This is a genomic window from Pseudomonas sp. MWU349, assembly GCF_017947325.1.
Lineage (GTDB): Bacteria > Pseudomonadota > Gammaproteobacteria > Pseudomonadales > Pseudomonadaceae > Aquipseudomonas > Aquipseudomonas protegens.
On record NZ_JAFEVP010000002.1, the window covers coordinates 775,708 to 798,506 of the forward strand.

Annotated in this window: 25 protein-coding genes and 1 tRNA gene; 3 read left to right on the forward strand and 23 right to left on the reverse strand. The window is 60.6% G+C overall.

Annotated elements, in window-relative coordinates:
* Positions 1 to 3: 3 nt before the first annotated feature.
* The 14 genes from KCG88_RS10775 to trmJ all read right to left on the reverse strand — a co-directional run bounded on the left by KCG88_RS10775 (position 4) and on the right by trmJ (position 10,883).
* On the reverse strand, positions 4 to 1,020 hold the full coding sequence (locus KCG88_RS10775) for a RodZ domain-containing protein (RefSeq protein ID WP_210712351.1): 1,017 nt from the start codon (positions 1,018 to 1,020) through the stop codon (positions 4 to 6).
* A complete protein-coding gene (pilW, locus tag KCG88_RS10780; RefSeq protein ID WP_011063209.1) occupies positions 1,020 to 1,778 on the reverse strand; it encodes a type IV pilus biogenesis/stability protein PilW in 759 nt (252 codons plus the stop codon). The genes KCG88_RS10775 and pilW overlap by 1 nt, the downstream gene beginning before the upstream one ends.
* Before the next feature lie 12 nt (positions 1,779 to 1,790).
* The gene (rlmN, locus tag KCG88_RS10785; RefSeq protein WP_011063210.1) at positions 1,791 to 2,939 is read right to left on the reverse strand and encodes a 23S rRNA (adenine(2503)-C(2))-methyltransferase RlmN; all 1,149 of its coding nucleotides are present in this window, start codon (positions 2,937 to 2,939) and stop codon (positions 1,791 to 1,793) included.
* A 28-nt stretch (positions 2,940 to 2,967) separates the two neighbouring features.
* Entirely contained in the window at positions 2,968 to 3,393 is a 426-nt protein-coding gene (gene ndk / locus KCG88_RS10790) for a nucleoside-diphosphate kinase (protein WP_011063211.1), read from the reverse strand.
* Between the two features lie 94 nt (positions 3,394 to 3,487).
* A complete protein-coding gene (gene iscX / locus KCG88_RS10795; protein ID WP_047289129.1) occupies positions 3,488 to 3,688 on the reverse strand; it encodes a Fe-S cluster assembly protein IscX in 201 nt (66 codons plus the stop codon).
* 15 nt (positions 3,689 to 3,703) lie between these two features.
* Positions 3,704 to 4,045: an ISC system 2Fe-2S type ferredoxin gene (gene fdx, locus KCG88_RS10800; RefSeq protein WP_011063213.1), complete on the reverse strand. Its 342-nt coding sequence runs from the start codon at positions 4,043 to 4,045 to the stop codon at positions 3,704 to 3,706.
* A gap of 3 nt (positions 4,046 to 4,048) precedes the next feature.
* The gene (gene hscA, locus KCG88_RS10805) at positions 4,049 to 5,911 is read right to left on the reverse strand and encodes a Fe-S protein assembly chaperone HscA (RefSeq protein ID WP_047289131.1); all 1,863 of its coding nucleotides are present in this window, start codon (positions 5,909 to 5,911) and stop codon (positions 4,049 to 4,051) included.
* Positions 5,912 to 5,962: 51 nt separating this feature from the next.
* Positions 5,963 to 6,484, reverse strand: coding sequence for a co-chaperone HscB (gene hscB / locus KCG88_RS10810; RefSeq protein WP_011063215.1), 522 nt, complete (start codon positions 6,482 to 6,484; stop codon positions 5,963 to 5,965).
* Positions 6,485 to 6,492: 8 nt separating this feature from the next.
* The gene (gene iscA / locus KCG88_RS10815) at positions 6,493 to 6,816 is read right to left on the reverse strand and encodes an iron-sulfur cluster assembly protein IscA (RefSeq protein WP_007929524.1); all 324 of its coding nucleotides are present in this window, start codon (positions 6,814 to 6,816) and stop codon (positions 6,493 to 6,495) included.
* A 42-nt stretch (positions 6,817 to 6,858) separates the two neighbouring features.
* Positions 6,859 to 7,245: a Fe-S cluster assembly scaffold IscU gene (gene iscU, locus KCG88_RS10820; protein ID WP_007929523.1), complete on the reverse strand. Its 387-nt coding sequence runs from the start codon at positions 7,243 to 7,245 to the stop codon at positions 6,859 to 6,861.
* 94 nt (positions 7,246 to 7,339) lie between these two features.
* On the reverse strand, positions 7,340 to 8,554 hold the full coding sequence (locus KCG88_RS10825; protein WP_015636881.1) for an IscS subfamily cysteine desulfurase: 1,215 nt from the start codon (positions 8,552 to 8,554) through the stop codon (positions 7,340 to 7,342).
* 50 nt (positions 8,555 to 8,604) lie between these two features.
* Entirely contained in the window at positions 8,605 to 9,096 is a 492-nt protein-coding gene (gene iscR / locus KCG88_RS10830; protein WP_011063217.1) for a Fe-S cluster assembly transcriptional regulator IscR, read from the reverse strand.
* 237 nt (positions 9,097 to 9,333) lie between these two features.
* The gene (cysE, locus tag KCG88_RS10835) at positions 9,334 to 10,110 is read right to left on the reverse strand and encodes a serine O-acetyltransferase (RefSeq protein WP_011063218.1); all 777 of its coding nucleotides are present in this window, start codon (positions 10,108 to 10,110) and stop codon (positions 9,334 to 9,336) included.
* Positions 10,110 to 10,883 carry a tRNA (cytosine(32)/uridine(32)-2'-O)-methyltransferase TrmJ gene (gene trmJ, locus KCG88_RS10840; RefSeq protein ID WP_047289134.1) on the reverse strand — a complete coding sequence of 258 codons (774 nt, stop codon included), beginning with the start codon at positions 10,881 to 10,883 and terminating at the stop codon, positions 10,110 to 10,112. Before trmJ ends, cysE begins: the two co-directional genes overlap by 1 nt.
* A 245-nt stretch (positions 10,884 to 11,128) precedes the next feature.
* Between trmJ and suhB the strand changes: the two genes are divergently transcribed.
* Positions 11,129 to 11,944, forward strand: a complete 816-nt coding sequence (gene suhB / locus KCG88_RS10845; protein WP_011063220.1) for an inositol-phosphate phosphatase — start codon at positions 11,129 to 11,131, stop codon at positions 11,942 to 11,944.
* A 129-nt stretch (positions 11,945 to 12,073) separates the two neighbouring features.
* Here the strand turns inward: suhB and KCG88_RS10850 are convergent, their stop codons facing one another.
* The 6 genes from KCG88_RS10850 to queA all read right to left on the reverse strand — a co-directional run bounded on the left by KCG88_RS10850 (position 12,074) and on the right by queA (position 18,186).
* The gene (locus KCG88_RS10850; RefSeq protein WP_011063221.1) at positions 12,074 to 12,628 is read right to left on the reverse strand and encodes a glycine zipper 2TM domain-containing protein; all 555 of its coding nucleotides are present in this window, start codon (positions 12,626 to 12,628) and stop codon (positions 12,074 to 12,076) included.
* A 122-nt stretch (positions 12,629 to 12,750) separates the two neighbouring features.
* Positions 12,751 to 13,665 carry a protein translocase subunit SecF gene (gene secF / locus KCG88_RS10855; protein WP_047289136.1) on the reverse strand — a complete coding sequence of 305 codons (915 nt, stop codon included), beginning with the start codon at positions 13,663 to 13,665 and terminating at the stop codon, positions 12,751 to 12,753.
* A gap of 9 nt (positions 13,666 to 13,674) precedes the next feature.
* Complete coding sequence (secD, locus tag KCG88_RS10860; RefSeq protein ID WP_047289138.1) at positions 13,675 to 15,543, reverse strand: protein translocase subunit SecD; 1,869 nt, start codon at positions 15,541 to 15,543, stop codon at positions 13,675 to 13,677.
* Between the two features lie 62 nt (positions 15,544 to 15,605).
* Positions 15,606 to 15,944, reverse strand: a complete 339-nt coding sequence (gene yajC / locus KCG88_RS10865; RefSeq protein ID WP_011063224.1) for a preprotein translocase subunit YajC — start codon at positions 15,942 to 15,944, stop codon at positions 15,606 to 15,608.
* Positions 15,945 to 15,991: 47 nt separating this feature from the next.
* Positions 15,992 to 17,107: a tRNA guanosine(34) transglycosylase Tgt gene (gene tgt / locus KCG88_RS10870; protein WP_162470478.1), complete on the reverse strand. Its 1,116-nt coding sequence runs from the start codon at positions 17,105 to 17,107 to the stop codon at positions 15,992 to 15,994.
* 14 nt (positions 17,108 to 17,121) lie between these two features.
* Positions 17,122 to 18,186, reverse strand: coding sequence for a tRNA preQ1(34) S-adenosylmethionine ribosyltransferase-isomerase QueA (queA, locus tag KCG88_RS10875; RefSeq protein ID WP_047289143.1), 1,065 nt, complete (start codon positions 18,184 to 18,186; stop codon positions 17,122 to 17,124).
* A gap of 108 nt (positions 18,187 to 18,294) precedes the next feature.
* Between queA and KCG88_RS10880 the strand changes: the two genes are divergently transcribed.
* Positions 18,295 to 18,379, forward strand: a tRNA-Leu gene (locus tag KCG88_RS10880).
* 101 nt (positions 18,380 to 18,480) lie between these two features.
* Here KCG88_RS10880 and KCG88_RS10885 read toward each other — a convergent pair.
* Positions 18,481 to 19,146 carry a M35 family metallo-endopeptidase gene (locus tag KCG88_RS10885; RefSeq protein WP_210712352.1) on the reverse strand — a complete coding sequence of 222 codons (666 nt, stop codon included), beginning with the start codon at positions 19,144 to 19,146 and terminating at the stop codon, positions 18,481 to 18,483.
* Between the two features lie 426 nt (positions 19,147 to 19,572).
* On the opposite strand from KCG88_RS10885, the gene ppk2 reads away from it, so the two are divergent.
* Complete coding sequence (gene ppk2 / locus KCG88_RS10890) at positions 19,573 to 20,469, forward strand: polyphosphate kinase 2 (protein ID WP_199522012.1); 897 nt, start codon at positions 19,573 to 19,575, stop codon at positions 20,467 to 20,469.
* Between the two features lie 96 nt (positions 20,470 to 20,565).
* Here the strand turns inward: ppk2 and KCG88_RS10895 are convergent, their stop codons facing one another.
* Together KCG88_RS10895 and ectB are read right to left on the reverse strand one after the other, a co-directional pair.
* On the reverse strand, positions 20,566 to 21,471 hold the full coding sequence (locus tag KCG88_RS10895; RefSeq protein ID WP_047289151.1) for a DMT family transporter: 906 nt from the start codon (positions 21,469 to 21,471) through the stop codon (positions 20,566 to 20,568).
* Positions 21,461 to 22,783, reverse strand: coding sequence for a diaminobutyrate--2-oxoglutarate transaminase (gene ectB / locus KCG88_RS10900; RefSeq protein ID WP_210712443.1), 1,323 nt, complete (start codon positions 22,781 to 22,783; stop codon positions 21,461 to 21,463). The genes KCG88_RS10895 and ectB overlap by 11 nt, the downstream gene beginning before the upstream one ends.
* Positions 22,784 to 22,799: the final 16 nt, after the last annotated feature.

Below are 22,799 nucleotides of genomic sequence, written 5' to 3' on the forward strand. Positions count from 1 at the left end.
GACTTATTGACCTAACTTCAGGCGAGCAGTCTCGCCACTGGTGAACGGGGCGATATCCACCGCCTGACCGTTGTAAGTGATTTGTGCGCCACGGGCATAGCCCAGACGTACGGCAAAAGGCGGCTTGCCGCTGACATCGACGGTTTCACCCTTGCGCTTGAGGGCACTGAGCAGAACCTTACCGTTGGCATCGATGACCTGGGCCCAGCAGTCGGCACTGAACTGGATCTGTACCTGGCCCGCGCCTGCAACCGCAGTTGCCGCTGCGCTACCCGGTACAACCGCAGCAGCAGGCGCGGTCGGCGTGACAGGCGCTTGTGCCACGGCAGCCGGTGCAACAGGCGCCGGAGCCGGCGCGTTGTGCACAGGAGCTGCAGGGACGGACGCAGTGGCAGCCGGTGCCGGAGCGGTCGAAGCGGCTGGGGCAGCAGGAGTTTCGCTCGCTGCCTGGCCTTCGCTTTGAGCGCCATTGTCCAGCGTTTCGCTCTGCCCCTCGGCAACCGCCTGGTCTTCGGGCTCATCGATAGGATGAATCTGGGTAGTGCCGTCGGCACCTTCGACCTCGACATGCTCGGGGCTCAGGGAGACCGGCTCCTTGCCGCGCTGGGAGGACTGATCCTGCCACCAGATGAAACCGCCACCAACCACCGCCACCAGCAGCAGCAAACTGACAATGCGCAAGATGGTATGGGAAACCCGCACCGGCTCTTCGATGCGCCCCAGGGCATGGACGCTGCTGCCCTGGGAGTCGGTACCGGTGTATTGATCGAACTCCTGGACCAGTACCGCCTGATCCATACCCAGCAATTTGGCGTAGGCACGAATATAGCCACGGGCGAAGGTGTGCCCCGGCAGCTTGTCGAAGGCGCCCGCTTCCAGGTTGCTCAGGGAGCTCACGGTGAGGTTGAGCTTGTGGGCCACTTCGGCCAGCGACCAACCATTGCTTTCGCGGGCCTGACGCAGGGTCTCACCGGGGTTTACGCGAGTCACTGCTTGAACTTCGGGATGGGCCGCTTTCATCATTGCTCCGACAGGTATTGCTGATATTCCGGCGTACCGGGATAAAGTCGTTTTAGTTGCAGACCGTAACTGGCGGCCTTGTCGCGATCTTCGAACACCGTTGCCAGCCGAACGCCGAGCAATAGACTACGTGCATTTTGCTCGCCGAGCAGGCTAAAACGATCGTAATAGTCGCGCGCGGGCACATAATGCCTGTCTTCGTAAGACAACTCAGCCATTTCCAGCAACGCACGGGGCTGTTGATGATTGAGACGCAGGGCCTTTTCCAGCTGCAGCTGGGCCAGATCACGCTGGCCGAGCCTTGAAGCGGTCATGCCGAGGTTTTCAAACACTCGGGAACGTTCGGGGTACAGAGTATCAGCAGCGGCTTGCTCGAAGCGCTGATAAGCCTCTTTGTAACGTTTTTCCTGGAATAGAAAGCTGCCGTAGTTATTGAGGATGCGAGCACTGTCCGGACGCGCCGCCAGGGCCTGGCGAAAATGCTCGTCGGCCAGGGCCGGCTCCATCTCGGCCTGGAACACCAGCGCCAGGGCAGCATTGGCGTCGGCATCGGCGGGGGCCAGTTCCAGGGCTTTCTTCAGAGGCACCTTGGCGCGCTCGCTCATGCCCTGCTGCAAGTAGCCCAGGCCCAACTGCACATAGGCTTCGCGTGCCTCGTCGCGCCCCTTGCTGGTGTTCATCGGGTTGGAATCACCCGACAGAACACAGCCAGCACAGAGGCTGGCAACAAGCAGGAGCAGCGCAAAGCGCAGGGCCATGGAGATCCTCTCTCAGGTACGGGTTGCGGCGCTTTGCGGCATATCGGCGTCGGCGCTCAACTCACGCACGGCGATATAGCGTTCGCTGCGGCGGGTGCGATCCAGCACCTGCCCGACCAACTGACCGCAGGCGGCATCAATGTCTTCACCGCGCGTGGTGCGCACGGTGACGTTGAAACCGGCGTGATGCAGCTGGTCCTGAAAGCGACGAATGGCATTGTTGCTCGGACGCTCATACCCGGAATGCGGGAACGGGTTGAACGGGATCAGGTTGATCTTGCACGGTACATCCTTGAGCAGCTCGATCATCTCCACCGCGTGTTCAAGCTTGTCGTTGACGTCTTTGAGCAGGGTGTACTCGATGGTCAGCACACGCTTTTCGCCCAGGGCCGACATGTAGCGCTGGCAGGACTCGAGCAGCATCTTCAGCGGGTACTTCTTGTTGATCGGTACCAGCTGGTTGCGCAGTGCATCATTGGGTGCGTGCAGAGACAACGCCAGCGAGACGTCGATGTGCTTGGCCAGCTCATCGATCATCGGCACCACGCCGGAGGTCGACAGGGTTACCCGGCGCTTGGAGATGCCGTAGCCCAGGTCGTCCATCATCAGGTGCATGGCAGCGATGACGTTGTCGAAGTTCAGCAGCGGCTCACCCATGCCCATCATCACCACGTTGGTGATGGCACGGTCGACGGTCGCCGGGACGCTGCCAAAGGATTTGTTGGCAATCCACACCTGACCGATGACTTCGGCGGCGGTGAGGTTGCTATTGAAGCCTTGCTTGCCGGTGGAGCAGAAACTGCAATCCAGGGCACAGCCCGCCTGGGACGAAACGCACAGAGTGCCGCGCTTGCCCTGGGGAATGTAGACGGTCTCGACGCAGCTGCCGGACGCCACGCGCACCACCCATTTACGGGTACCGTCGCTGGAGATGTCCTCGCTGACCACTTCCGGACCGCGAATCTCGGCAACAGCCTTGAGCTTTTCGCGCAAGGCCTTGCCGACATTCGTCATGGCGTCGAAATCATCGACGCCAAAGTGGTGAATCCATTTCATTACCTGACCGGCACGGAAACGCTTCTCCCCGATTGAGTCGAAGAATTTCTCCATTTCCGGTTGAGTAAGACCCAACAGGTTAGTTTTGCCGATCGATGCAGTCATGGTTTCACCCCTCACGCGCAAGCCTTACTCAGCGAGCGGTTACTTCAGTAGCTGCGAAGAAGTAAGCGATTTCGCGAGCAGCGGCAGCTTCGGAGTCCGAACCGTGAACGGCGTTGGCGTCGATGGACTCGGCGAAGTCAGCACGGATGGTGCCGGCAGCAGCTTCTTTAGGGTTGGTAGCGCCCATCAGTTCGCGGTTGCGAACGATGGCGTTTTCGCCTTCCAGAACCTGAACAACAACCGGGCCGGAAGTCATGAAGGCAACCAGTTCGCCGAAGAAGCCACGCTCGCTGTGCTCAGCGTAGAAGCCTTCAGCTTCAGCCTTGGACAGTTGCTTCATTTTCGAAGCTACAACGCGCAGGCCGGCTTCTTCAAAACGGGAAACGATCTTGCCGATAACGTTTTTTGCAACAGCGTCAGGCTTGATGATGGAGAAAGTACGTTGAACAGCCATGGTGTAACTCCAGAAACGGTGATTAAAGCGAAAAATTAAACCCGCGAATTATACGCGGGTTTATAGGGATTGCCTAACTGCGTAGCCCGCGGATTCAGTCAGTTTCGTCGATCCAGGCGGCCTGAATTGCTTCAAGAACCTTCTCGCCTCCGCGAGCCGGATCGTCACTGAACTCCGGCAGTGCCAGAACCCATTGGTGCAGATCGACAAAGTTCACATAACGCGGATCCACATCCGGCTTGGACTCAGCCAGTTGGATCGCGATTTCCAGTACATCAACCCACTTGAGGCTCATGCCAGTTCCTTGAAATCAGTGCGGCGCTTCGGCTGCATGGTTGAGCGAGTATTTTGGAATTTCGACGGTCAGGTCTTCATCGCCGACGATGGCCTGGCAGGACAGGCGCGACTGCGCTTCCAGGCCCCAGGCCTTGTCCAGCAGGTCTTCTTCCAGTTCGTCAGCCTCGTTCAGCGAGTCGAAGCCCTCACGAATGATGCAATGGCAAGTGGTGCAGGCACAGACGCCGCCACAGGCACTTTCGATCTCGATGTGGTTGTCGTGGGCCACCTCGAGCACCGAGACGCCAGGCTCGACCTCTACAACCAGGCCGTCCGGACAGAACACGGCGTGTGGCAGAAAAATGATCTGCGGCATCAGTTATTCCTCGATTTCATTCAGGTTGCGCCCCGCCAGCGCGGCTTTCACCGTCGAATCCAGGCGTCGGGCAGCAAAGGCATCGGTCACTTGCGACAGACGCTTGGTCTGCTGCTCGATGGCGTAACCATCGGTGCCACGCATCAATTCACTCAATTCCTGCATCTGCAGCTCGATGACCATGCGCTCTTCGGCGTCCAGCAGACGCTCGCCATCGGCGTCCAGGGCGCCCTGCACCGCCTCGATGAGGCGCTGAGCATCAACCTGCTGCTCGCGCAGTACACGGGCCACCTTGTCGTCGCCGGCGTACTGGAAGGAATCCTTGAGCATCTTGGCGATCTCGCCGTCGGTCAGACCGTAGGATGGCTTGACCTGGATGCTGGCTTCGACGCCCGAACCCAGCTCGCGCGCGGACACGCTGAGCAGGCCATCGGCGTCGACCTGGAAGGTCACGCGGATCTTCGCCGCGCCAGCCACCATCGGCGGGATGCCGCGCAATTCGAAACGCGCCAGGGAGCGACAGTCGCTGATCAGCTCGCGCTCGCCCTGCAGCACATGAACCATCATGGCCGTCTGGCCATCCTTGTAGGTGGTGAAGTCCTGGGCACGGGCAACCGGAATAGTGGTGTTGCGCGGAATCACCTTCTCCATCAGCCCGCCCATGGTTTCCAACCCCAGGGACAGCGGAATCACGTCCAGCAGCAGCAATTCGCCGCCTTCGCGCTTGTTGCCAGCCAAGGTATCGGCCTGGATCGCAGCCCCAATGGCCACCACTTGATCCGGATCGATCTCGGTCAACGGCTGGCGACCGAACATTTCAGCCACCGCCTCACGCACACGCGGCACACGGGTCGAGCCGCCGACCATGACCACGGCCTGCACTTCGTCCAGCTCGACATTGGAGTCGCGAACGGCGCGGCGGCAGGCCTTGAGGCTGCGAGCCACCATCGGCTCGATCAGGGCGTCGAAAGCGTCGCGAGTCAGGGTGGCACGCCAATCGCCATACACCACCTCCACGGACGCGGCGCCAGTCAAGGCTTCCTTGGCCGCACAAGCAGCTTGCAACAGACTGCGCTGGGCACCAGGGTCGAGGTCGGCGGACAGGCCCGCGCCCTCGATGATCCAGCCAGCAATGGCGTGATCGAAGTCATCGCCGCCCAGGGCAGTATCGCCACCGGTAGCCAAGACTTCGAAGACGCCGCCGGTCAGGCGCAGAATGGAAATATCGAAGGTGCCGCCACCCAAGTCATAGATCGCCACCACGCCTTCGGCGTGCTGATCCAGACCATAAGCCACCGCTGCCGCAGTCGGTTCGTTGAGCAGGCGCAGTACATTCAGGCCCGCCAGCTTGGCAGCATCCTTGGTGGCTTGACGCTGAGCGTCATCGAAGTAGGCCGGAACGGTGATGACCGCACCCACCAGCTCCCCGCCCAAGGTAGCTTCGGCGCGCTGACGCAGCACCTTGAGCACTTCCGCCGAGACTTCAACCGGGCTTTTCGGCCCCTGGATAGTCTCGATGAACGGCATGTGCGACTCGCCCTCGACGAAGCGATAGGGCAGTTGCTCACCCAGCTGCTTGACGTCGGACAGGCCACGACCCATCAGGCGCTTGACTGAAAGCACGGTGTTCAACGGGTCGGTAGGTGCAGCCAGGCGGGCAGACTCGCCCACCTCGACGCGGTCGGCGTGATAACGCACAGCGGACGGCAGAATCACCTGTCCCTGCGCATCGGCCAGCGGCTCGGAAAGACCACTGCGCAAGGCAGCGACCAGCGAATTGGTAGTGCCCAAGTCGATCCCCACAGCCAGGCGACGCTGGTGCGGTTGAGGACTTTGGCCGGGTTCGGCGATCTGCAGTAGGGCCATGCTTATCTGGACTTATCTGTATATCAGGCGTGCGACCGGAGCGGCACTGGGTTAATCGTCGAGGCGCTCTTCTAACTGGCGCACTTCGTAGGTGAGCTTGTCGAGGAACTGCATGCGCCGCATCAGGCGCTCGGCCTGCTCGCGTTGCGCCGCATCATCCCAACAGGCTGCGAAGCTTTCATTCAGTTCATCCTGGGCGGTCTTGAGCCGACGCTTGAATGCCGCCACTCCGGCCAGGTCGGCGCTGTCTTGCAAATCCTCGAGCTCTTCGCGCCACTGCATCTGCTGCAGAAGAAACTCCGGATCATGCACCGTGACTTCCAGCGGCAACTCGCCGCCATTCAAAGCCAGCAGGTAACGGGCGCGCTTGGGCGGGCTCTTGAGGGTCTGGTAAGCCTCGTTGAGGCTCGCCGACTGCTCCAGGGCCAGGCGCTGCTCGCGCTCGGAAGCATCGGCAAAACGGTCTGGATGAACCCCACGCGCCAACTCGCGGTAGCGCGCGGCCAACTGCTCGAGATCCAGGCGGAAGCTCGGTTGCAGCTCAAATAAAGCGAAATGACAAGGAGTACCCACGACAAGCCTCAGATGTTGAAGCTTTCGCCGCAGCCACACTCACCGCGCACGTTGGGGTTGTTGAACTTGAAGCCTTCGTTCAACCCTTCCTTGACGAAATCAAGTTCGGTGCCGTCCAGATAGGTCAGGCTTTTCGGATCGATGATCACTTTCTCGCCGTGACTCTCGAATACCTGATCGTCCTCGCCAATCTCGTCGACGAACTCCAGCACATAGGCAAGGCCGGAACAGCCCGTGGTGCGAACACCCAGACGAATCCCATCACCCTTGCCGCGCCCATTGAGGGAGCGTCGCACGTGTTGAGCAGCCGCTTCTGTCATGCTGATAGCCATCGTGACTCCTTACTTGTCGCCAAAACTGTGAAAGCCGATCGGTCAGATCAGGCCTTTCTTCTGCTTGTAGTCGCGTACAGCGGCCTTGATGGCGTCTTCGGCGAGTACCGAGCAGTGAATCTTCACGGGAGGCAGGGCCAGCTCTTCAGCCAGCTGAGTATTCTTGATGGTTTCGGCCTCATCCAGAGTCTTGCCCTTCATCCACTCAGTGGCCAGGGAGCTGGAAGCAATGGCGGAACCGCAGCCATAGGTCTTGAACTTGGCGTCTTCGATGATGCCCTGCTCATTGACCTTGATCTGCAGGCGCATCACGTCGCCGCAGGCAGGAGCGCCGACCATGCCAGTGCCGACATCCGGATCTTCCGCGTTCATCTTGCCGACGTTGCGCGGGTTCTCGTAGTGGTCGATGACCTTTTCGCTGTAAGCCATGATTCTTAATCCTCACTCATCAGAGAGTCGCTCTTGGGTTCTGTAAATCGCCGTTATCGGTACGCTCTACAGAACCCTGTGCGGCGACTTATATTCAGTGCGCCGCCCACTCGATCTTCGAGATATCGACGCCATCTTTGTACATGTCCCACAGCGGCGACAGAGCACGCAGCTTGGTAACGGCTTCGCAGACTTTCTGCGCCGCGTAATCGATTTCTTCTTCAGTGGTGAAGCGGCCGAAGGTGAAGCGGATCGAGCTGTGAGCCAGCTCGTCGTTGCGACCCAGGGCACGCAGCACGTAGGAAGGCTCAAGCGAAGCCGACGTACAGGCCGAACCGGAAGACACTGCCAGGTCCTTGAGGGCCATGATCAGCGACTCGCCTTCAACGTAGTTGAAGCTCAGGTTCAGGTTGTGCGGTACACGGGCAGTCATGCTGCCGTTGATGTACAGCTCTTCCAGGTGCTCGACCTGCTTGTAGAAGCGGTCGCTCAATGCCTTGATGCGCAGGTTCTCGGCAGCCATGTCTTCCTTGGCCACGCGGAAGGCTTCGCCCATGCCGACGATCTGGTGAGTGGCCAGGGTGCCGGAACGCATGCCGCGTTCGTGACCACCGCCATGCATGGTGGCTTCCAGGCGCACCCGCGGCTTGCGGCTGACGTACAGCGCGCCGATCCCTTTAGGACCATAGGTCTTGTGGGCGGAAAAGGACATCAGGTCGACCTTCAGGGCCTGCAGGTCGATGTCGACCTTGCCGGTGGACTGAGCGCCGTCGACATGGAACAACACGCCTTTGGAGCGGGTCAGTTCGCCGATGGCAGCGATGTCGTTGATGGTGCCGATCTCGTTGTTCACATGCATGATCGAAACCAGGATGGTGTCATCACGCAGGGCTGCTTCGACCATGGCCGGAGTGATGAGGCCGTCTTCGCCCGGCTCGATGTAGGTCACTTCGAAGCCTTCACGCTCGAGTTGGCGCATGGTGTCCAGGACAGCCTTGTGCTCGATCTTCGAGGTGATCAGGTGCTTGCCCTTGGTGTGGTAGAAATGCGCGACACCCTTGATTGCCAGGTTATCGGATTCAGTAGCACCGGAAGTCCAGACGATTTCACGCGGGTCGGCATTCACCAGGTCGGCCACCTGGCGACGGGCATTTTCCACCGACTCTTCGGCTTTCCAGCCAAACACGTGGGAGCGGGACGCCGGGTTACCGAAGTTCCCGTCAACCAGCAGGCATTCACTCATTTTCTGCGCGACGCGCGGATCAACCGGGGTGGTCGCTGAGTAATCAAGGTAAATCGGCAATTTCATGGACTCTCTCCTAAATCAGGCTGGCTGGCGTGCCGCTAGCTCTTTGGCTGTCATTCGACGGCGGACGCTTCAATCTTGTCCAGGCGCGGCGCCTTGCCATTACAACGGCGCTGGTCCTGACGCTGGGCTACTTCTTGCACCTCACGGCGAGTGACAAGGTCAGCCAAGCTGATACCGCTTAGAAATTCGTGGATCTGCAGGCTCAGATCGCACCACAGGTGGTGCGTCAGGCAGGTGTCGCCGGCGTGGCAATCACCCAGCCCCTGGCATTTGGTTGCATCGACCGATTCGTTCACCGCATCGATCACCTGGGCCACCTGGATCCCCTGCATGTCGCGGGACAGCTGATAGCCGCCACCAGGCCCCCGGACGCTGGACACCAGATTGCTACGGCGCAACTTGGCGAAAAGCTGTTCGAGATAGGACAGGGAAATACCTTGGCGCTCGGAGATATCGGCCAGGGAGACCGGGCCATGTTGCGCGTGCAACGCCAGATCAAGCATGGCGGTCACGGCGTATCGGCCTTTAGTAGTCAGTCGCATGGACAAGTACCACGGAGTTTCGGAATGGAAGCGAGTATGCAATACCCGAGTAATCAGGTCAACTATAAGACCAACTACTTTAGTCGGATTTACCCGCAAAAGAGCGCGCGAATCATAGCAAAGTCTGCGACGTAATGGCACAGCGCGATGGCAACAACCGACCCACGGGTCGCTTATGGCCGCTCGAGGGCCTCTTGGCCGGCAAGCCGACTCCTGCAGGAGTCGGCTTGCGGAGCATCAGCCGACCTGGCTGTCGCCCTTGCCCTTGACTTCAGCAAAGTCTTCTTCACGCAGGGCAGGCAAGTCCTTGGCGCAGTAGTCACTGCCCAGATCCTTCAGCGCGCCACACATCCCCTCCAGACGACCATCGACCGCTTGCAGGTGATCAAGCAACTGGCCAATGGCCCGCGCCACGGGGTCAGGCATATCTTCGCTGACGCCATAGGCATCGAAGCCGAGCTTTTCCGCCATGGCCTTGCGCTTGGCTTCCTGCTCGTCATTGGATTTCATGATGATCCGCCCCGGAATCCCCACCACGGTCGCACCGGCCGGCACTGCCTTGGTCACCACGGCATTGGAACCAACCTTCGCCCCGGCCCCGACCGTGAACGGCCCCAGCACCTTGGCACCAGCCCCCACCACCACACCATCCTCCAGGGTCGGGTGGCGCTTGCCTTTATTCCAACTGGTGCCACCCAGGGTCACCCCCTGGTAAAGCGTGACGTCATCGCCGATCTCTGCGGTTTCGCCAATGACGATGCCCATTCCATGATCAATAAAGAAGCGACGACCGACCTTGGCCCCCGGATGGATCTCGATCCCGGTCAGCCAGCGCCCGAAGTTCGAGACCAGCCGCGCCAACCACTTCCAACCCATCCCCCACAAGGCGCCGGACAGGCGGTGGATCCAGATCGCATGCATCCCCGGGTAGCAGGTCAGCACCTCAAAGGCGTTGCGCGCTGCCGGGTCACGATGGAAAACACTTTGGATATCTTCACGCAGACGTTCGAACATCACTGATCCTTCCGCTTCTGTAGCTCCCCACGGGCCGCTTTCTGGGTTTCCGTGAGGATGCCTCGCAATATATTCATTTCCGCCCGGCTGACCGAGCTGCGACCGTACAACCGACGCAAGCGCGCCATCAAGTGCCGAGGTTTCTCCGGATCGAGGAAGTCGATGGCCACCAGGGTTTGCTGCAGGTGCTCGTAGAACCGCTCCAGCTCATCCATGGTTGCCAGCTCATCACTGCGCGGCGACGCCACCTCATCCTTCTCAACCTTGCTCGGCCGGCCCTGGGCTGCCAACCAGGACATGCGCACTTCATAGGTCAGCACTTGCACCGCCGTGGCCAGGTTCAACGAGCTGAACTCCGGATCCGACGGGATGTGCACATGGAAATGACATCGCTGCAGTTCGTCATTGGTCAGGCCGGAATCTTCACGACCGAACACCAGGGCGATCTGCGCCCCCTGCCCGGCCTCCTCCACGACCTTGAGGCCCGATTCGCGGGGATCCAGCAGCGGCCAGGGAATGCGCCGATCACGAGCGCTGGTGCCGAACACCAGGGTGCAACCCGCCAGAGCATCCTCCAGCGTCGCCACCACCTGGGCATTTTCGAGAATATCGGTGGCACCGGAAGCCCGCGCATCCGCCTCATGGGACGGAAATACTCGCGGCTCCACCAGCACCAGCCGCGACAAGCCCATGTTCTTCATGGCACGCGCAGCCCCGCCGATATTGCCCGGATGACTGGTATTGACCAGGACGACACGAATGTTCTGCAGCAAGGGAGGCGCTCTCGGACACGGGAAGGGGGAGCAAATATTACAGAACAGGCTGCACCACCGCCTCAAAAATAACCATCTGCCAATTCCGCTGCCTTATTGAGAGCCCGCGACAGGAGCGGCCAATACCCGCCGAGGAAATGCGCCACACAGCGGATCAATGCAATCAAAGCGAACACCGACCTTCATCTGCAAAAGTTTTCTGCTAGAATGCTCGGCTTTCTTTAACAACCTTAGGTGACCTATCCATGCAGCCAATGCTGAATATCGCGCTGCGCGCCGCCCGCAGCGCCAGTGAATTGATTTTCCGCTCCATCGAGCGCCTGGATACCATCAAGGTCGACGAAAAAGACGCCAAAGACTACGTATCCGAAGTTGATCGCGCTGCCGAGCAGAAGATCATCGACGCGCTGCGCAAAGCCTACCCGACCCACGCCATCCTCGGCGAAGAAACCGGCCTGCACGCCGGCAGCGGCGAAGGCGAAGACTACCTGTGGATCATCGACCCGCTGGACGGCACCACCAACTTCCTGCGCGGCATCCCGCACTTTGCCGTGAGCATCGCCTGCAAATACCGCGGCCGCCTGGAACACGCCGTGGTCCTGGACCCGGTTCGCCAGGAAGAATTCACCGCCAGCCGTGGCCGCGGTGCCCAGCTGAACGGTCGTCGCCTGCGGGTCAGCGGCCGCACCAGCCTGGACGGCGCCCTGCTGGGCACCGGCTTCCCCTTCCGCGATGATCAGATGGACAACCTGGACAACTACCTGGGCATGTTCCGCGCCCTGGTTGGCCAGACTGCCGGCATCCGTCGCGCTGGCGCAGCAAGCCTGGACCTGGCCTACGTCGCCGCCGGTCGCTTTGACGCCTTCTGGGAATCGGGCCTGTCCGAATGGGACATGGCGGCAGGCGCCCTGCTGATCCAGGAAGCCGGCGGCCTGGTGAGCGACTTCACCGGCGGTCACGACTTCCTGGAAAAGGGCCACGTCGTGGCCGGCAATACCAAATGCTTCAAGGCAGTGCTGACCGCCATCCAGCCGCACCTGCCGGCTTCGCTGAAGCGCTAAGCACCCGCGACAAAAAAAGCACCCCGAGGGGTGCTTTTTTTATGCCCGCATCTTCCTCAGGAGCCGGCTTGCCGGCGAATGGGATCTTGAGATCGCCTTCGCCGGCAAGCCGGCTCCTACAGACGAGGGTTATTGGCCGGGCTGATTCTGGTTCTGGCCGAGAATCAGGCGCCCTTCTTTATCCACCGGAATCTGGTTGCCCGGATCCCGATCCATACGCACCTGGCCCTGCTTGCCACCCAGGTCGTACTTCACGTCATAACCAACGATCTTGTCACTGATGTCATTGACCGTGTTGCAGCGAGTCTGCGTGGTGGTGTAGGTATCACGCTCCTGCATGCCTTCCTGCACCTTGTTCCCCGCATAACCCCCACCAACAGCACCGGCAACCGTGGCGAGTTTCTTGCCATTGCCATTACCGATCATGCTGCCCAACAAGCCACCGCCCACTGCGCCAGCCACGGTACCAAGGATCTGATGCTCATCCTTGACCGGACGCTGCCGGGTCACGGCGACATCCTTGCAAACCTCCCGCGGGGTCTTGATCTGTTGCTTCACCGGCTGAACGGCCAGCACTTGCGCATACTCAGGGCCGCTTTTAACCAGGCTGTAGGTGGCAACAGCACCCCCGGCGGTGACACCGACAGCACCCAATACCGCACCAACCAGCAACGACTTGTTCACGTGAACCTCCTGACCATACATGCGGGTCAAAAGCCCGCGCTTCTCCCAGCCTTGGAGCAAAAAAAAAGGCGCGAGTTCAACACTCGCGCCTTTTTAACTGACAGCCGGAACAGGTCAGGCCATCAAGGACGGTCGTCCACTTCCTTCTCGGTATTGGCCGGAGGAATCAGGTCTTCACTGTTCAGGTTCAGCCAGATCAGCACCACGTTGGCGATGTAGATCGACGAGTAGGTACCCGCCAAAACGCCGACAAACAACGCAATCGAGAAGCCGTGCAGGTTGTCGCCACCGAAGAACAGCAGAGCCACGATCGCCAGCAAGGTGGAGATCGAAGTGGCCATGGTGCGCAGCAGGGTCTGGGTGGTCGAGATATTGATGTTCTCGATCAGGCTGGCCTTGCGCAGCACACGGAAGTTCTCACGCACCCGGTCAAACACCACGATGGTGTCGTTGAGCGAGTAACCGATGATCGCCAGCACCGCTGCCAGCACCGTCAGGTCGAAGGTGACCTGGAAAAACGACAGGATACCCACGGTCACGATCACGTCGTGGATCAGCGAGACGATGGCACCAACCGCGAACTTCCACTGGAAGCGGAACGCCAGGTAGATAAGGATGCCACCCAGCGCCATGAGCATGCCGAGGCCACCCTGGTCGCGCAGCTCTTCACCCACTTGCGGACCAACGAACTCGACACGCTTGACCTGCGCCGGGTTGTCGCTACCGGCCTTCTGCAGCGCTTCGGCCACCTGGTGGCCCAACTGCGGGTCTTCACCCGGCATCCGCACCAGCAGGTCGGTAGTAGCACCGAAGCTCTGCACAATGGCTTCGTGATAACCGGCGTCATTCAGTTGCGAACGCACCTTCATCACATCCGCCGGACGCTCGTAGGTCAGCTCGATGAGCGTACCGCCGGTAAAGTCCAGACCGTAGTTCAACCCCTTATGGAACCAGCTGAACAACGCCAGGACGGTAAGCAGCACAGTGACGCCGAACGCAACGTTGCGCACGCCCATGAAGTTAATAGTACGTAACATGGCAGCCCCTTAAATCCACAACTTCTTGAAGTCACGACCGCCGAAGATCAGGTTGACCATCGCGCGGGTCAGCCAGATGGCCGTGAACATCGAGGTAAAGATCCCGAGGGACATGGTCACCGCAAAGCCCTTGACCGGGCCGGTGCCCATGGCAAAGAGGATGCCCCCCACCAGCAAGGTGGTCAGGTTGGCATCGAGAATCGCAGTGAATGCCCGGCCGAAGCCTTCGTTGATTGCCCGCTGCACAGTCATGCCGGCGGCGATCTCTTCACGTATCCGCGAGAAGATCAGCACGTTGGCGTCCACCGCCATGCCCATGGTCAGCACGATACCGGCGATACCCGGCAGGGTCAGCGTAGCCCCCAACAGGGACATCAGGGCCAACAGCAACACCATGTTCAAGGCCAGCGCCACAGTGGCGATCACCCCGAAGAAGCGGTAGATGGCGATGATGAACAGCGACACGAACAGCATGCCCCACAGCGACGCATCGATACCCTTGGTGATGTTGTCAGCACCCAGGCTCGGACCGATTGTGCGCTCTTCAGCGAAATACATCGGCGCCGCCAGACCACCGGCACGCAACAGCAGCGCCAGCTCGGAGGATTCGCCCTGGCCATTGAGGCCAGTGATACGGAACTGGCTGCCCAGCGGCGACTGGATAGTCGCCAGGCTGATGATCTTCTTCTCTTCCTTGAACGCCTGGACCGGTACGTCCTTCTCGACGCCGTCGACCATCTGCTTGGTGTAGGTGGTGATCGGCTTCTGCTCGATGAAGATCACTGCCATGCTGCGGCCGACGTTGCTGCGGGTCGAACGGTTCATCAGCTCACCACCGTGACCATCAAGCTTGATGTTCACCTGTGGACGGCCATGCTCGTCGTAACCGGCCTGGGCATCGGTCACCTGGTCACCGGTGATGATCAGGCCACGTTCGATCTGCGCAGGAGGACGATTGCCCTCACGGAACTCGAAGGACTCGGAAGTTGCCTTGGAAGCACCCGGCTCTGCGGCCAGACGGAACTCCAGGTTGGCGGTCTTGCCCAGGATCCGCTTGGCTTCAGCGGTGTCCTGCACGCCCGGCAGCTCAACCACGATACGGTTGGCGCCCTGGCGCTGAACCAGAGGCTCGGCCACACCCAGCTCGTTGACCCGGTTACGCACGGTGGTCAAGTTCTGCTTGATGGAGTATTCGCGGATTTCCGCCAGCTTGGCCGGGGTCATCGCCAGACGCAGCACCGGTTGGCCATTGAGGTCGGCCGGTACGATATCGAAATCATTGAAGTTCTTGCGGATCAGCGAACGGGCCTGCTCACGGCTGTCTTCATCGCTGAAACCCAGCTGGATGGCGCCATTGAGCTGCGGCAGGCTGCGATAGCGCAGGCGCTCTTTGCGCAGCAGGCTCTTGACGTCGCCTTCATAGACTTTCAGGCGGGCGTCGAGGGCTTTGTCCATGTCCACTTCCAGCAGGAAGTGCACACCGCCGGACAAGTCCAGACCCAGTTTCATCGGGTGCGCACCGAGGTTGCGCAGCCATTGCGGAGTGGTTTGCGCCAGGTTCAACGCCACCACATAGTCATCGCCCAGCGCCTTGCGCACTACATCCTTGGCCGGAAGCTGGTCTTCCTTGTTGGTCAAGCGCAGCAAGCCACCCTTGCCATTGGCGGCAATGGAAGAAGCCTTGACGTTGATGCCGGCGTCGGTGAGCGCTTTGCTCGCACGATCCAGATCCGCCTGAGTGACCTGCAACGCGGTACTCGCGCCGCTGACCTGAATGGCCGGGTCATCAGGGTATAGATTGGGAGCGGAATAAATAAAACCGATCGCCAGCACCGCCAGGATCAGTAGGTACTTCCACAGAGGATATTTGTTCAGCATCACGCCGCCCGTTTATGACGCGGGGCGCCTTGCGCGCCCCGTCGATTGGTAAAAGATGAAACTTAGATCGCTTTCAGCGTGCCTTTTGGCAGCGTGGCAGCAATCGCGCCCTTCTGGAACTTCAGTTCAACGGAATCCGACACTTCCAGAACCACGAAGTCGTCGGTCACTTTGTTGATCTTGCCGGCAATACCGCCGGTGGTCACAACTTCGTCGCCTTTCTGCAGGCTACCCAGCAGGTTCTTCTGCTCTTTGGCGCGCTTGGCCTGTGGACGCCAGATCATCAGATAGAAGATGACCAGGAAGCCAACCAGGAAAATCCACTCGAAACCAGTGCCGGCAGGACCGGCAGCGGCAGGTGCAGCGGCGTCCGCATACGCGGCAGGGATCAAAAAGCTCATTTAACACTCCGATAATTTCAGAATTAGTGTCTTAACGTCTTTAGAACTTATTCTAAAGGCGGCACGGGTAACCCGCGTTTGGCATAGAAGGAATCGACAAAGGCGGCCAATGTACCTTGTTGAATAGCCTCGCGCAAACCAGCCATAAGACGCTGGTAATGGCGCAAATTATGGATGGTATTGAGCATACTCCCGAGCATTTCCCCACACTTGTCCAAGTGGTGCAGATAAGCACGGGAGAAGTTCTGGCAGGTGTAGCAATCACAAGTTGGGTCCAGCGGCGAATCATCATGGCGATGGAACGCGTTACGGATCTTCAGCACGCCTGTATCGATGAACAGATGCCCATTGCGGGCATTGCGGGTTGGCATCACGCAATCGAACATGTCCACACCGCGGCGCACACCCTCAACCAGATCTTCCGGCTTGCCAACTCCCATAAGGTAACGAGGTTTGTCGGCTGGCATCTGGCCTGGCAGGTAGTCCAGGACCTTGATCATTTCATGCTTGGGCTCGCCCACCGACAGGCCGCCAATGGCCAGGCCGTCGAAGCCGATCTTGTCCAGGCCTTCCAGGGAGCGCATGCGCAGGTCCTGGTGCATGCCGCCCTGGACGATACCGAACAGCGCCGCGGTGTTGTCGCCGTGGGCATTCTTCGAGCGCTGGGCCCAACGCAGGGACAGCTCCATGGAGATTCGCGCCACGTCTTCATCAGCCGGGTACGGCGTGCATTCATCGAAGATCATCACGATGTCCGAACCCAGGTCGCGCTGCACTTGCATCGACTCTTCCGGGCCCATGAACACCTTGGCGCCGTCCACCGGCGAGGCGAAGGTCACGCCCTCTTCCTTGATCTTGCGCATGGCACCCAGGCTGAACACCTGGAAGCCACCGGAGTCGGTCAGAATCGGGCCTTTCCACTGCATGAAATCATGCAGGTCACCGTGGGCCTTGATCACTTCCGTACCCGGGCGCAGCCACAGGTGGAAGGTGTTGCCGAGGATGATTTCGGCGCCGGTAGCGACGATATCCCGCGGCAGCATGCCCTTGACCGTGCCATAGGTGCCCACCGGCATGAAGGCCGGGGTTTCCACCGTGCCGCGGGGGAAGGTCAGGCGACCGCGACGAGCCTTGCCATCAGTGGCCAGGAGCTCGAAGGACATACGACAAGTGCGACTCATACAGTTTCCTCGGGGGCCAGATCCTTGGGAGCGGTCGGCGCGGGATTACGGGTGATGAACATCGCATCACCGTAGCTGAAAAAGCGGTATCCATTTTCCACCGCGGCGCGATAGGCGGCCATGGTTTCGGGATAGCCGGCGAATGCCGAAACCAGCATCAACAACGTGGATTCCGGCAGATGGAAGTTGGTCACCAGGGCATCGACCACATGGAACGGCCGGCCCGGGTAGATAAAGATGTCGGTGTCGCCACTGAACGGCTTGAGCACGCCATCGCGGGCAGCGCTTTCCAGAGAGCGCACGCTGGTGGTGCCCACTGCCACCACCCGGCCACCGCGAGCCCGGCACGCAGCGACTGCATCCACCACGTCCTGGCCGACTTCCAGCCACTCGTGGTGCATATGGTGATCTTCGATGCGCTCGACCCGCACCGGCTGGAAGGTGCCAGCCCCCACGTGCAGGGTGACGAACGTGGTCTCCACGCCTTTGGCGGCAATGGCCTCCAGCAGCGGCTGGTCGAAATGCAGCCCGGCGGTCGGCGCCGCCACCGCGCCCAGGCGCTGGGCGTACACGGTCTGGTAACGCTCGCGATCGGCGCCTTCATCCGGACGGTCTATATAAGGAGGCAACGGCATGTGCCCGACCCGGTCCAGCAGCGGCAGCACTTCTTCGGCAAAGCCCAGCTCGAACAGCGTGTCATGGCGCGCCAGCATCTCGGCTTCGCCACCGCCCTCGATCAGGATCTTCGACCCCGGCTTGGGCGACTTGCTGGAGCGCACATGGGCCAGCACACGGTGGCTGTCCAGCACCCGCTCGACGAGGATTTCCAGCTTGCCGCCGGAAGCCTTCTGACCGAACAGACGGGCCGGAATCACCCGGGTATTGTTGAACACCATCAGATCGCCCGGGCGCAAATGCTCAAGCAAATCAGTGAATTGACGGTGGGCCAAGGCGCCGGTTGGCCCATCCAGGGTCAACAGACGGCTGCCGCGACGCTCGGCCAATGGATGGCGGGCGATCAGCGAATCAGGAAGCTCGAAGGTAAAGTCAGCAACGCGCATGATGGGGTTCGTCTAGCAGGGCCGGAAAGTTTAGCGGATTAAGCAAAAATTGACCATGAAAGCCGATTGACCAACGGTAAGCGCCTCTCTATACTTCGCCGCCATTGAGCCCTGATGGCGGAATTGGTAGACGCGGCGGATTCAAAATCCGTTTTCGCAAGAAGTGGGAGTTCGAGTCTCCCTCGGGGCACCAAACATGAAAAAGACCTTGAAATCCAAGGTCTTTTTTTTCGCCTGCAAAAAAGTGCCAGCACGGCGTACAGCTCCCGTTGCCGGCCCCTCTCCCCGTTCTGCTCAGTCGTACAAATCCTCCACGTAGTACTCGTAGTTGTCGGCATTCTCCACCGCGTCGCTCGGGCGATTGGCTCCCAGGTTCTGCGACCCCGCCACGCCATAGGCGCCGGGGATATCGGTGGTGTGGCCAATGGAATGGGTCAGCTCATGCACCACGGTACCGGCCTGGGTATCGAAACCCACGCGCGGCGCCAGGGCAAAGAATGCCGTGCAGAACCAGGCCTGTACGTCCCCGCGGGCGTTGACGTAGGTGGCGGCGATATCTCCGGGCGCGTCGCAAGGGTCATTCGGGTTGACCCGGCAATAGGCCGTCAGGGTGTTGCCACTGTTGAGCTTGAAACGCACTCCGTCGAGCACTGCACGCACCCGCTGGTAGCGATCCTGGCTGAAAGTGCCGAACCAGGTCCGGTAGGCCAGGTCCTGATTGCCGCGAAAGGTCGCTTCATTGTTGTTGACCTGGTTGTAGGCATTGGTCGACCAGGTAGTAGCGACGGCCACGGCATTGCTCACCGCAGTACGGTCAGCCTGGGTAGCACAGGAGCCGTCAAACGCCACGTTGATCGCGAACGCCGATTGCGCCAGTGCCCCCAGGCCCAGTAGCAGCAACAGACTTTGCCAGCGACGCGCCAGACGACGGCTTGAATGAACAACGGCATCAGTATCCATATTCAGCATCCTTCCATGCAGGTTCCGAGGAATGTCGCTCCCCCTGCCAGGGGCGACACTCGCATTGGATTCCCGAGGCTCGCGGTGCAACAGCAGGAAGTGCTTCCGTAGCCGGCGCCAGGGCCCCGCGCGCCTGATACAAGCATCTCTCGGACACATCCTTGATGGAGGTCAAAGAGCCGACGTTTGAGGGCCATACACTTGTAAGTGAACATTTGAACGAGAAGCACAGGCCCTCCTTATATGAGTGAAGAATCCACCCTCCGTCCCCCACCCAAAGCCTTGCCGGAAGCCAGCTCCGCCAGCCCTGCCAAAAGCACCCCGCGCAAACCCGCAACGCCGCGCCCGCGTCGCCCACGCACAACGAGCAAGGCCGCACCGGTGAAAGCCGCCGAGGCCGAGATCAGCGCCATCAGCCAGAAGCCCATGGCCCTGCAGGTAGCCAGCGCGCCGCGCGGCTCCAACGAAGACAGCGTGTCCGCTGCGCTGCCAGGCAATTATCCGTACCGCAACCGCATGCGCCGCGCCGAGTACGAAAAGGCCAAGAACGAACTGCAGATCGAACTGCTCAAGGTACAAAGCTGGGTCAAGGACACCGGGCAGCGCATCGTGGTGCTGTTCGAAGGCCGTGACGCCGCTGGCAAGGGCGGCACCATCAAGCGCTTCATGGAACACCTCAACCCCCGCGGCGCGCGGATCGTGGCCCTGGAAAAGCCCTCCGAACAGGAAAAGGGCCAGTGGTATTTCCAGCGCTACATCCAGCACCTGCCCACCGCCGGGGAAATGGTCTTCTTCGACCGCTCCTGGTACAACCGCGCCGGGGTGGAACGGGTGATGGAGTTCTGCTCGCCCCTGCAATACCTGGAGTTCATGCGCCAGACCCCGGAGCTCGAGCGCATGCTGTGCAACAGCGGCATCCTGATGTTCAAGTTCTGGTTCTCGGTGAACCGTGAAGAACAGCTGCGCCGCTTCATCTCGCGTCGGGACGACCCGCTCAAGCACTGGAAGCTATCCCCCATCGACATCAAGTCCCTGGACAAGTGGGACGAATACACCGCCGCCAAACAGGCAATGTTCTTCCACACCGACACCGCCGATGCCCCTTGGACGGTGATCAAGTCCGATGACAAGAAGCGCGCGCGAATCAACTGTATCCGCCACTTCCTCCACGAGCTGGACTACCCGGGCAAGGACCTGAAAGTCGCCCACGCCCCGGACCCATTGCTGGTGGGCCGCGCCTCGCGGGTACTGGAAGAGGATGAAGGCACCCAGGCCCAGGCTGCGACAGATCCGCGAGCCACGCGCCTGGTCTTGTCGGCCTGAATCCCGGGCAAAAAAAACTGCGCGCAGACAGGCGGGTCTGTGCGCAGCAAAAGTCGAGCGGATCTATGAATCAGAGCACTGGATCAGCTTGAGGCCTCAGGCAGCCTCGGTCACCGGTGCAACCTTCTCCGGTGGCTTGATAGAGCCTATGTACACCGCAAAGATGGTCAGCAGCGCACCCGCAATCTGCAGCGCCGAGCTGGCCTTGCCGAGAAATGCCACATCGACGAAGTAGGTGATCACCGGCTCCAGCAGCAGGATCAACCCCGCCAGGCCCAGGCTGATGGCACCGATGGAACGGTTGACCAGCAACCAGCCCACGAATTGCACCATCACCCCGTAGATGATCAGCATCACCAGGGTCTGCCCATCGACGATGGCCAGGCTTTCCCCCATGGCCAGGGCATACACCAGCAGCACCAGCGCGGCCCACAGGCTCAGGTTGAGCATCTGTGCGATCTTGTCGCCCCCGCCGTCAGGCAACTGCGTGTTGACCTTGAGGAAATACACGCAGATAGCGTAGGCCAGGCCCGAGAGCACGCCATAGACCACACCCTTGATGCCCACTGCGCTGGTCATTTCCGGCAGCAGCAACAGGTACAGGCCGATAAACGCCAGGGTGATGGAGATCAGGAAGTAGATCGACGGCTTCTCCTTGAGCAGGTACAGCCCCAGCAGGGTCATGAAGAACACCTGGCAGTTGGTCAGGATCGAGCCGATGCCCGGGCCGACGATGTAGATGCTCTGGTGCCAGAGCACCAGGTCGATGGCCAGGAACACTCCGGCCAGGGCCGTGTACAGCTGGGCCTTGGCGCTCTTGAGCAGCACCGGAATGCGCCGCACCTTGAGCAGCAGGAAGAACAGGATCGAGGCGAACAGCATGCGGTAGAACCCGGCCCCGCCGGCGCCGATGTGGGCAAAGGCCACCGCCAGCGCCGACAGGCTGAGCATCAAGCCACCAATGGTCAGCTCGATGATGGCGCGGTTGGTATTAGTCGACATGCGCGACTCCATTGATGAAGACCAGAGGATCGACGTCCTGGTCCGGGTCACTTAACTTGCCCTGCTCCAGCACCTGTTGCATGGCGTCGAAAATGCTCGCCAGGCCGGCCTGCAGCGTTTCGCTGCTGATGGTCAGCGCCGGCATCAGCTTGAGTACCTGGTCCACCGGACCGCAGCGCTCGATGATCAGGCGACGAGCAAAGCAGGCACGCATCACCGCGGCGGCCAGGGCCGGGTCGTGAAACTCGATGCCGTAGAACAGCCCGCGCCCGCGCACATCCTTGATATGCCCGGCGAAGCGTTCGGTCACCTCAGCCAACCACTCCTTGAGCTGTGCTTCGTTGGCCTGGATGTGCTTGACCAGGCGGTCATCGCTCCAGAACTCCTGCACGGTCTTGGTGGCGGCGACAAAGGCCAGGGTGTTGCCGCGGAAAGTGCCGTTGTCCTCGCCAGGGGACCATTGGTCCAGTTCCGGGCGATGCAGCAACAGAGCGAAAGGCAAGCCGTAGCCGCTGAGGGACTTGGACAGGCACACCATGTCCGGGGTGATGCCCGAGGGCTCGAAGCTGAAGAAGGTTCCGGTGCGGCCGCAGCCGGCCTGGATGTCGTCGACGATCAGCAGGATGCCGTGCTCGTCGGTCAGCTGGCGCAGGCGCTGCAGGAACTCTGCCGACGCCACGTTGATCCCGCCTTCGCCCTGGATGGTTTCCAGGATCACCGCTGCCGGCAGGTCCATGCCCGAACTGTTGTCCTTGATCAGGCGCTCGAAGTAGGCGATGGAATCCAGGCCCTCCAGGTAACCGTCGAACGGCATGCGGAACACATAGGGATCCACCCCTGGCTGGCGGTTGTCACGGTTGCCGGTCAGCCCCAGGGAGGTGTTGGACATGCCGTGGAAGCCGTTGGTGAAGGCCACGATGTGCCGGCGCCCGGTGACCTTGCGCGCCAGTTTGACCGCCGACTCCACCACGCTGGTGCCGGTGGGCGAGGTGAACTGCATTTTGTAGGGCAAGGCCCGGGGCGCCAGGATGATCTTGCGGAAGTTGTAGATGAACTCCTGCTTGGCCCGGCTGTGCATGTCCAAGGCAGCCTGGATGCCGTCCCGTTGCAGGTAGTCGATCACCGCGGCCTTCACCGCCTTGGGGTTGTGGCCATAGTTCACGGACCCGGCGCAGCTCAGGAAGTCGATATAGGCCTGGCCTTTCAGGTCATACAGATGACTGCCCTGGGCCTGGTCGAAGACCACCGGAAAGCTGCGGCAGTAACTGCGCGCCGAAGACTCCACATCCGCAAATACGCCCAATTCATCCATTTCTGAAATATCCATT

Excerpts from the sequence above, each read along its gene's own strand:
- KCG88_RS10775 (WP_210712351.1), bottom strand. The coding sequence starts at position 1,020 with ATGAAAGCGGCCCATCCCGAAGTTCAAGCAGTGACTCGCGTAAACCCC.
- pilW (WP_011063209.1), bottom strand. The coding sequence starts at position 1,778 with ATGGCCCTGCGCTTTGCGCTGCTCCTGCTTGTTGCCAGCCTCTGTGCT.
- rlmN (WP_011063210.1), bottom strand. The coding sequence starts at position 2,939 with ATGACTGCATCGATCGGCAAAACTAACCTGTTGGGTCTTACTCAACCG.
- ndk (WP_011063211.1), bottom strand. The coding sequence starts at position 3,393 with ATGGCTGTTCAACGTACTTTCTCCATCATCAAGCCTGACGCTGTTGCA.
- iscX (WP_047289129.1), bottom strand. The coding sequence starts at position 3,688 with ATGAGCCTCAAGTGGGTTGATGTACTGGAAATCGCGATCCAACTGGCT.
- fdx (WP_011063213.1), bottom strand. The coding sequence starts at position 4,045 with ATGCCGCAGATCATTTTTCTGCCACACGCCGTGTTCTGTCCGGACGGC.
- hscA (WP_047289131.1), bottom strand. The coding sequence starts at position 5,911 with ATGGCCCTACTGCAGATCGCCGAACCCGGCCAAAGTCCTCAACCGCAC.
- iscA (WP_007929524.1), bottom strand. The coding sequence starts at position 6,816 with ATGGCTATCAGCATGACAGAAGCGGCTGCTCAACACGTGCGACGCTCC.
- iscU (WP_007929523.1), bottom strand. The coding sequence starts at position 7,245 with ATGGCTTACAGCGAAAAGGTCATCGACCACTACGAGAACCCGCGCAAC.
- KCG88_RS10825 (WP_015636881.1), bottom strand. The coding sequence starts at position 8,554 with ATGAAATTGCCGATTTACCTTGATTACTCAGCGACCACCCCGGTTGAT.
- iscR (WP_011063217.1), bottom strand. The coding sequence starts at position 9,096 with ATGCGACTGACTACTAAAGGCCGATACGCCGTGACCGCCATGCTTGAT.
- cysE (WP_011063218.1), bottom strand. The coding sequence starts at position 10,110 with ATGTTCGAACGTCTGCGTGAAGATATCCAAAGTGTTTTCCATCGTGAC.
- suhB (WP_011063220.1), top strand. The coding sequence starts at position 11,129 with ATGCAGCCAATGCTGAATATCGCGCTGCGCGCCGCCCGCAGCGCCAGT.
- secF (WP_047289136.1), bottom strand. The coding sequence starts at position 13,665 with ATGTTACGTACTATTAACTTCATGGGCGTGCGCAACGTTGCGTTCGGC.
- secD (WP_047289138.1), bottom strand. The coding sequence starts at position 15,543 with ATGCTGAACAAATATCCTCTGTGGAAGTACCTACTGATCCTGGCGGTG.
- yajC (WP_011063224.1), bottom strand. The coding sequence starts at position 15,944 with ATGAGCTTTTTGATCCCTGCCGCGTATGCGGACGCCGCTGCACCTGCC.
- tgt (WP_162470478.1), bottom strand. The coding sequence starts at position 17,107 with ATGTCCTTCGAGCTCCTGGCCACTGATGGCAAGGCTCGTCGCGGTCGC.
- queA (WP_047289143.1), bottom strand. The coding sequence starts at position 18,186 with ATGCGCGTTGCTGACTTTACCTTCGAGCTTCCTGATTCGCTGATCGCC.
- KCG88_RS10885 (WP_210712352.1), bottom strand. The coding sequence starts at position 19,146 with ATGGATACTGATGCCGTTGTTCATTCAAGCCGTCGTCTGGCGCGTCGC.
- ppk2 (WP_199522012.1), top strand. The coding sequence starts at position 19,573 with ATGGCCCTGCAGGTAGCCAGCGCGCCGCGCGGCTCCAACGAAGACAGC.
- KCG88_RS10895 (WP_047289151.1), bottom strand. The coding sequence starts at position 21,471 with ATGTCGACTAATACCAACCGCGCCATCATCGAGCTGACCATTGGTGGC.
- ectB (WP_210712443.1), bottom strand. The coding sequence starts at position 22,783 with ATGGATGAATTGGGCGTATTTGCGGATGTGGAGTCTTCGGCGCGCAGT.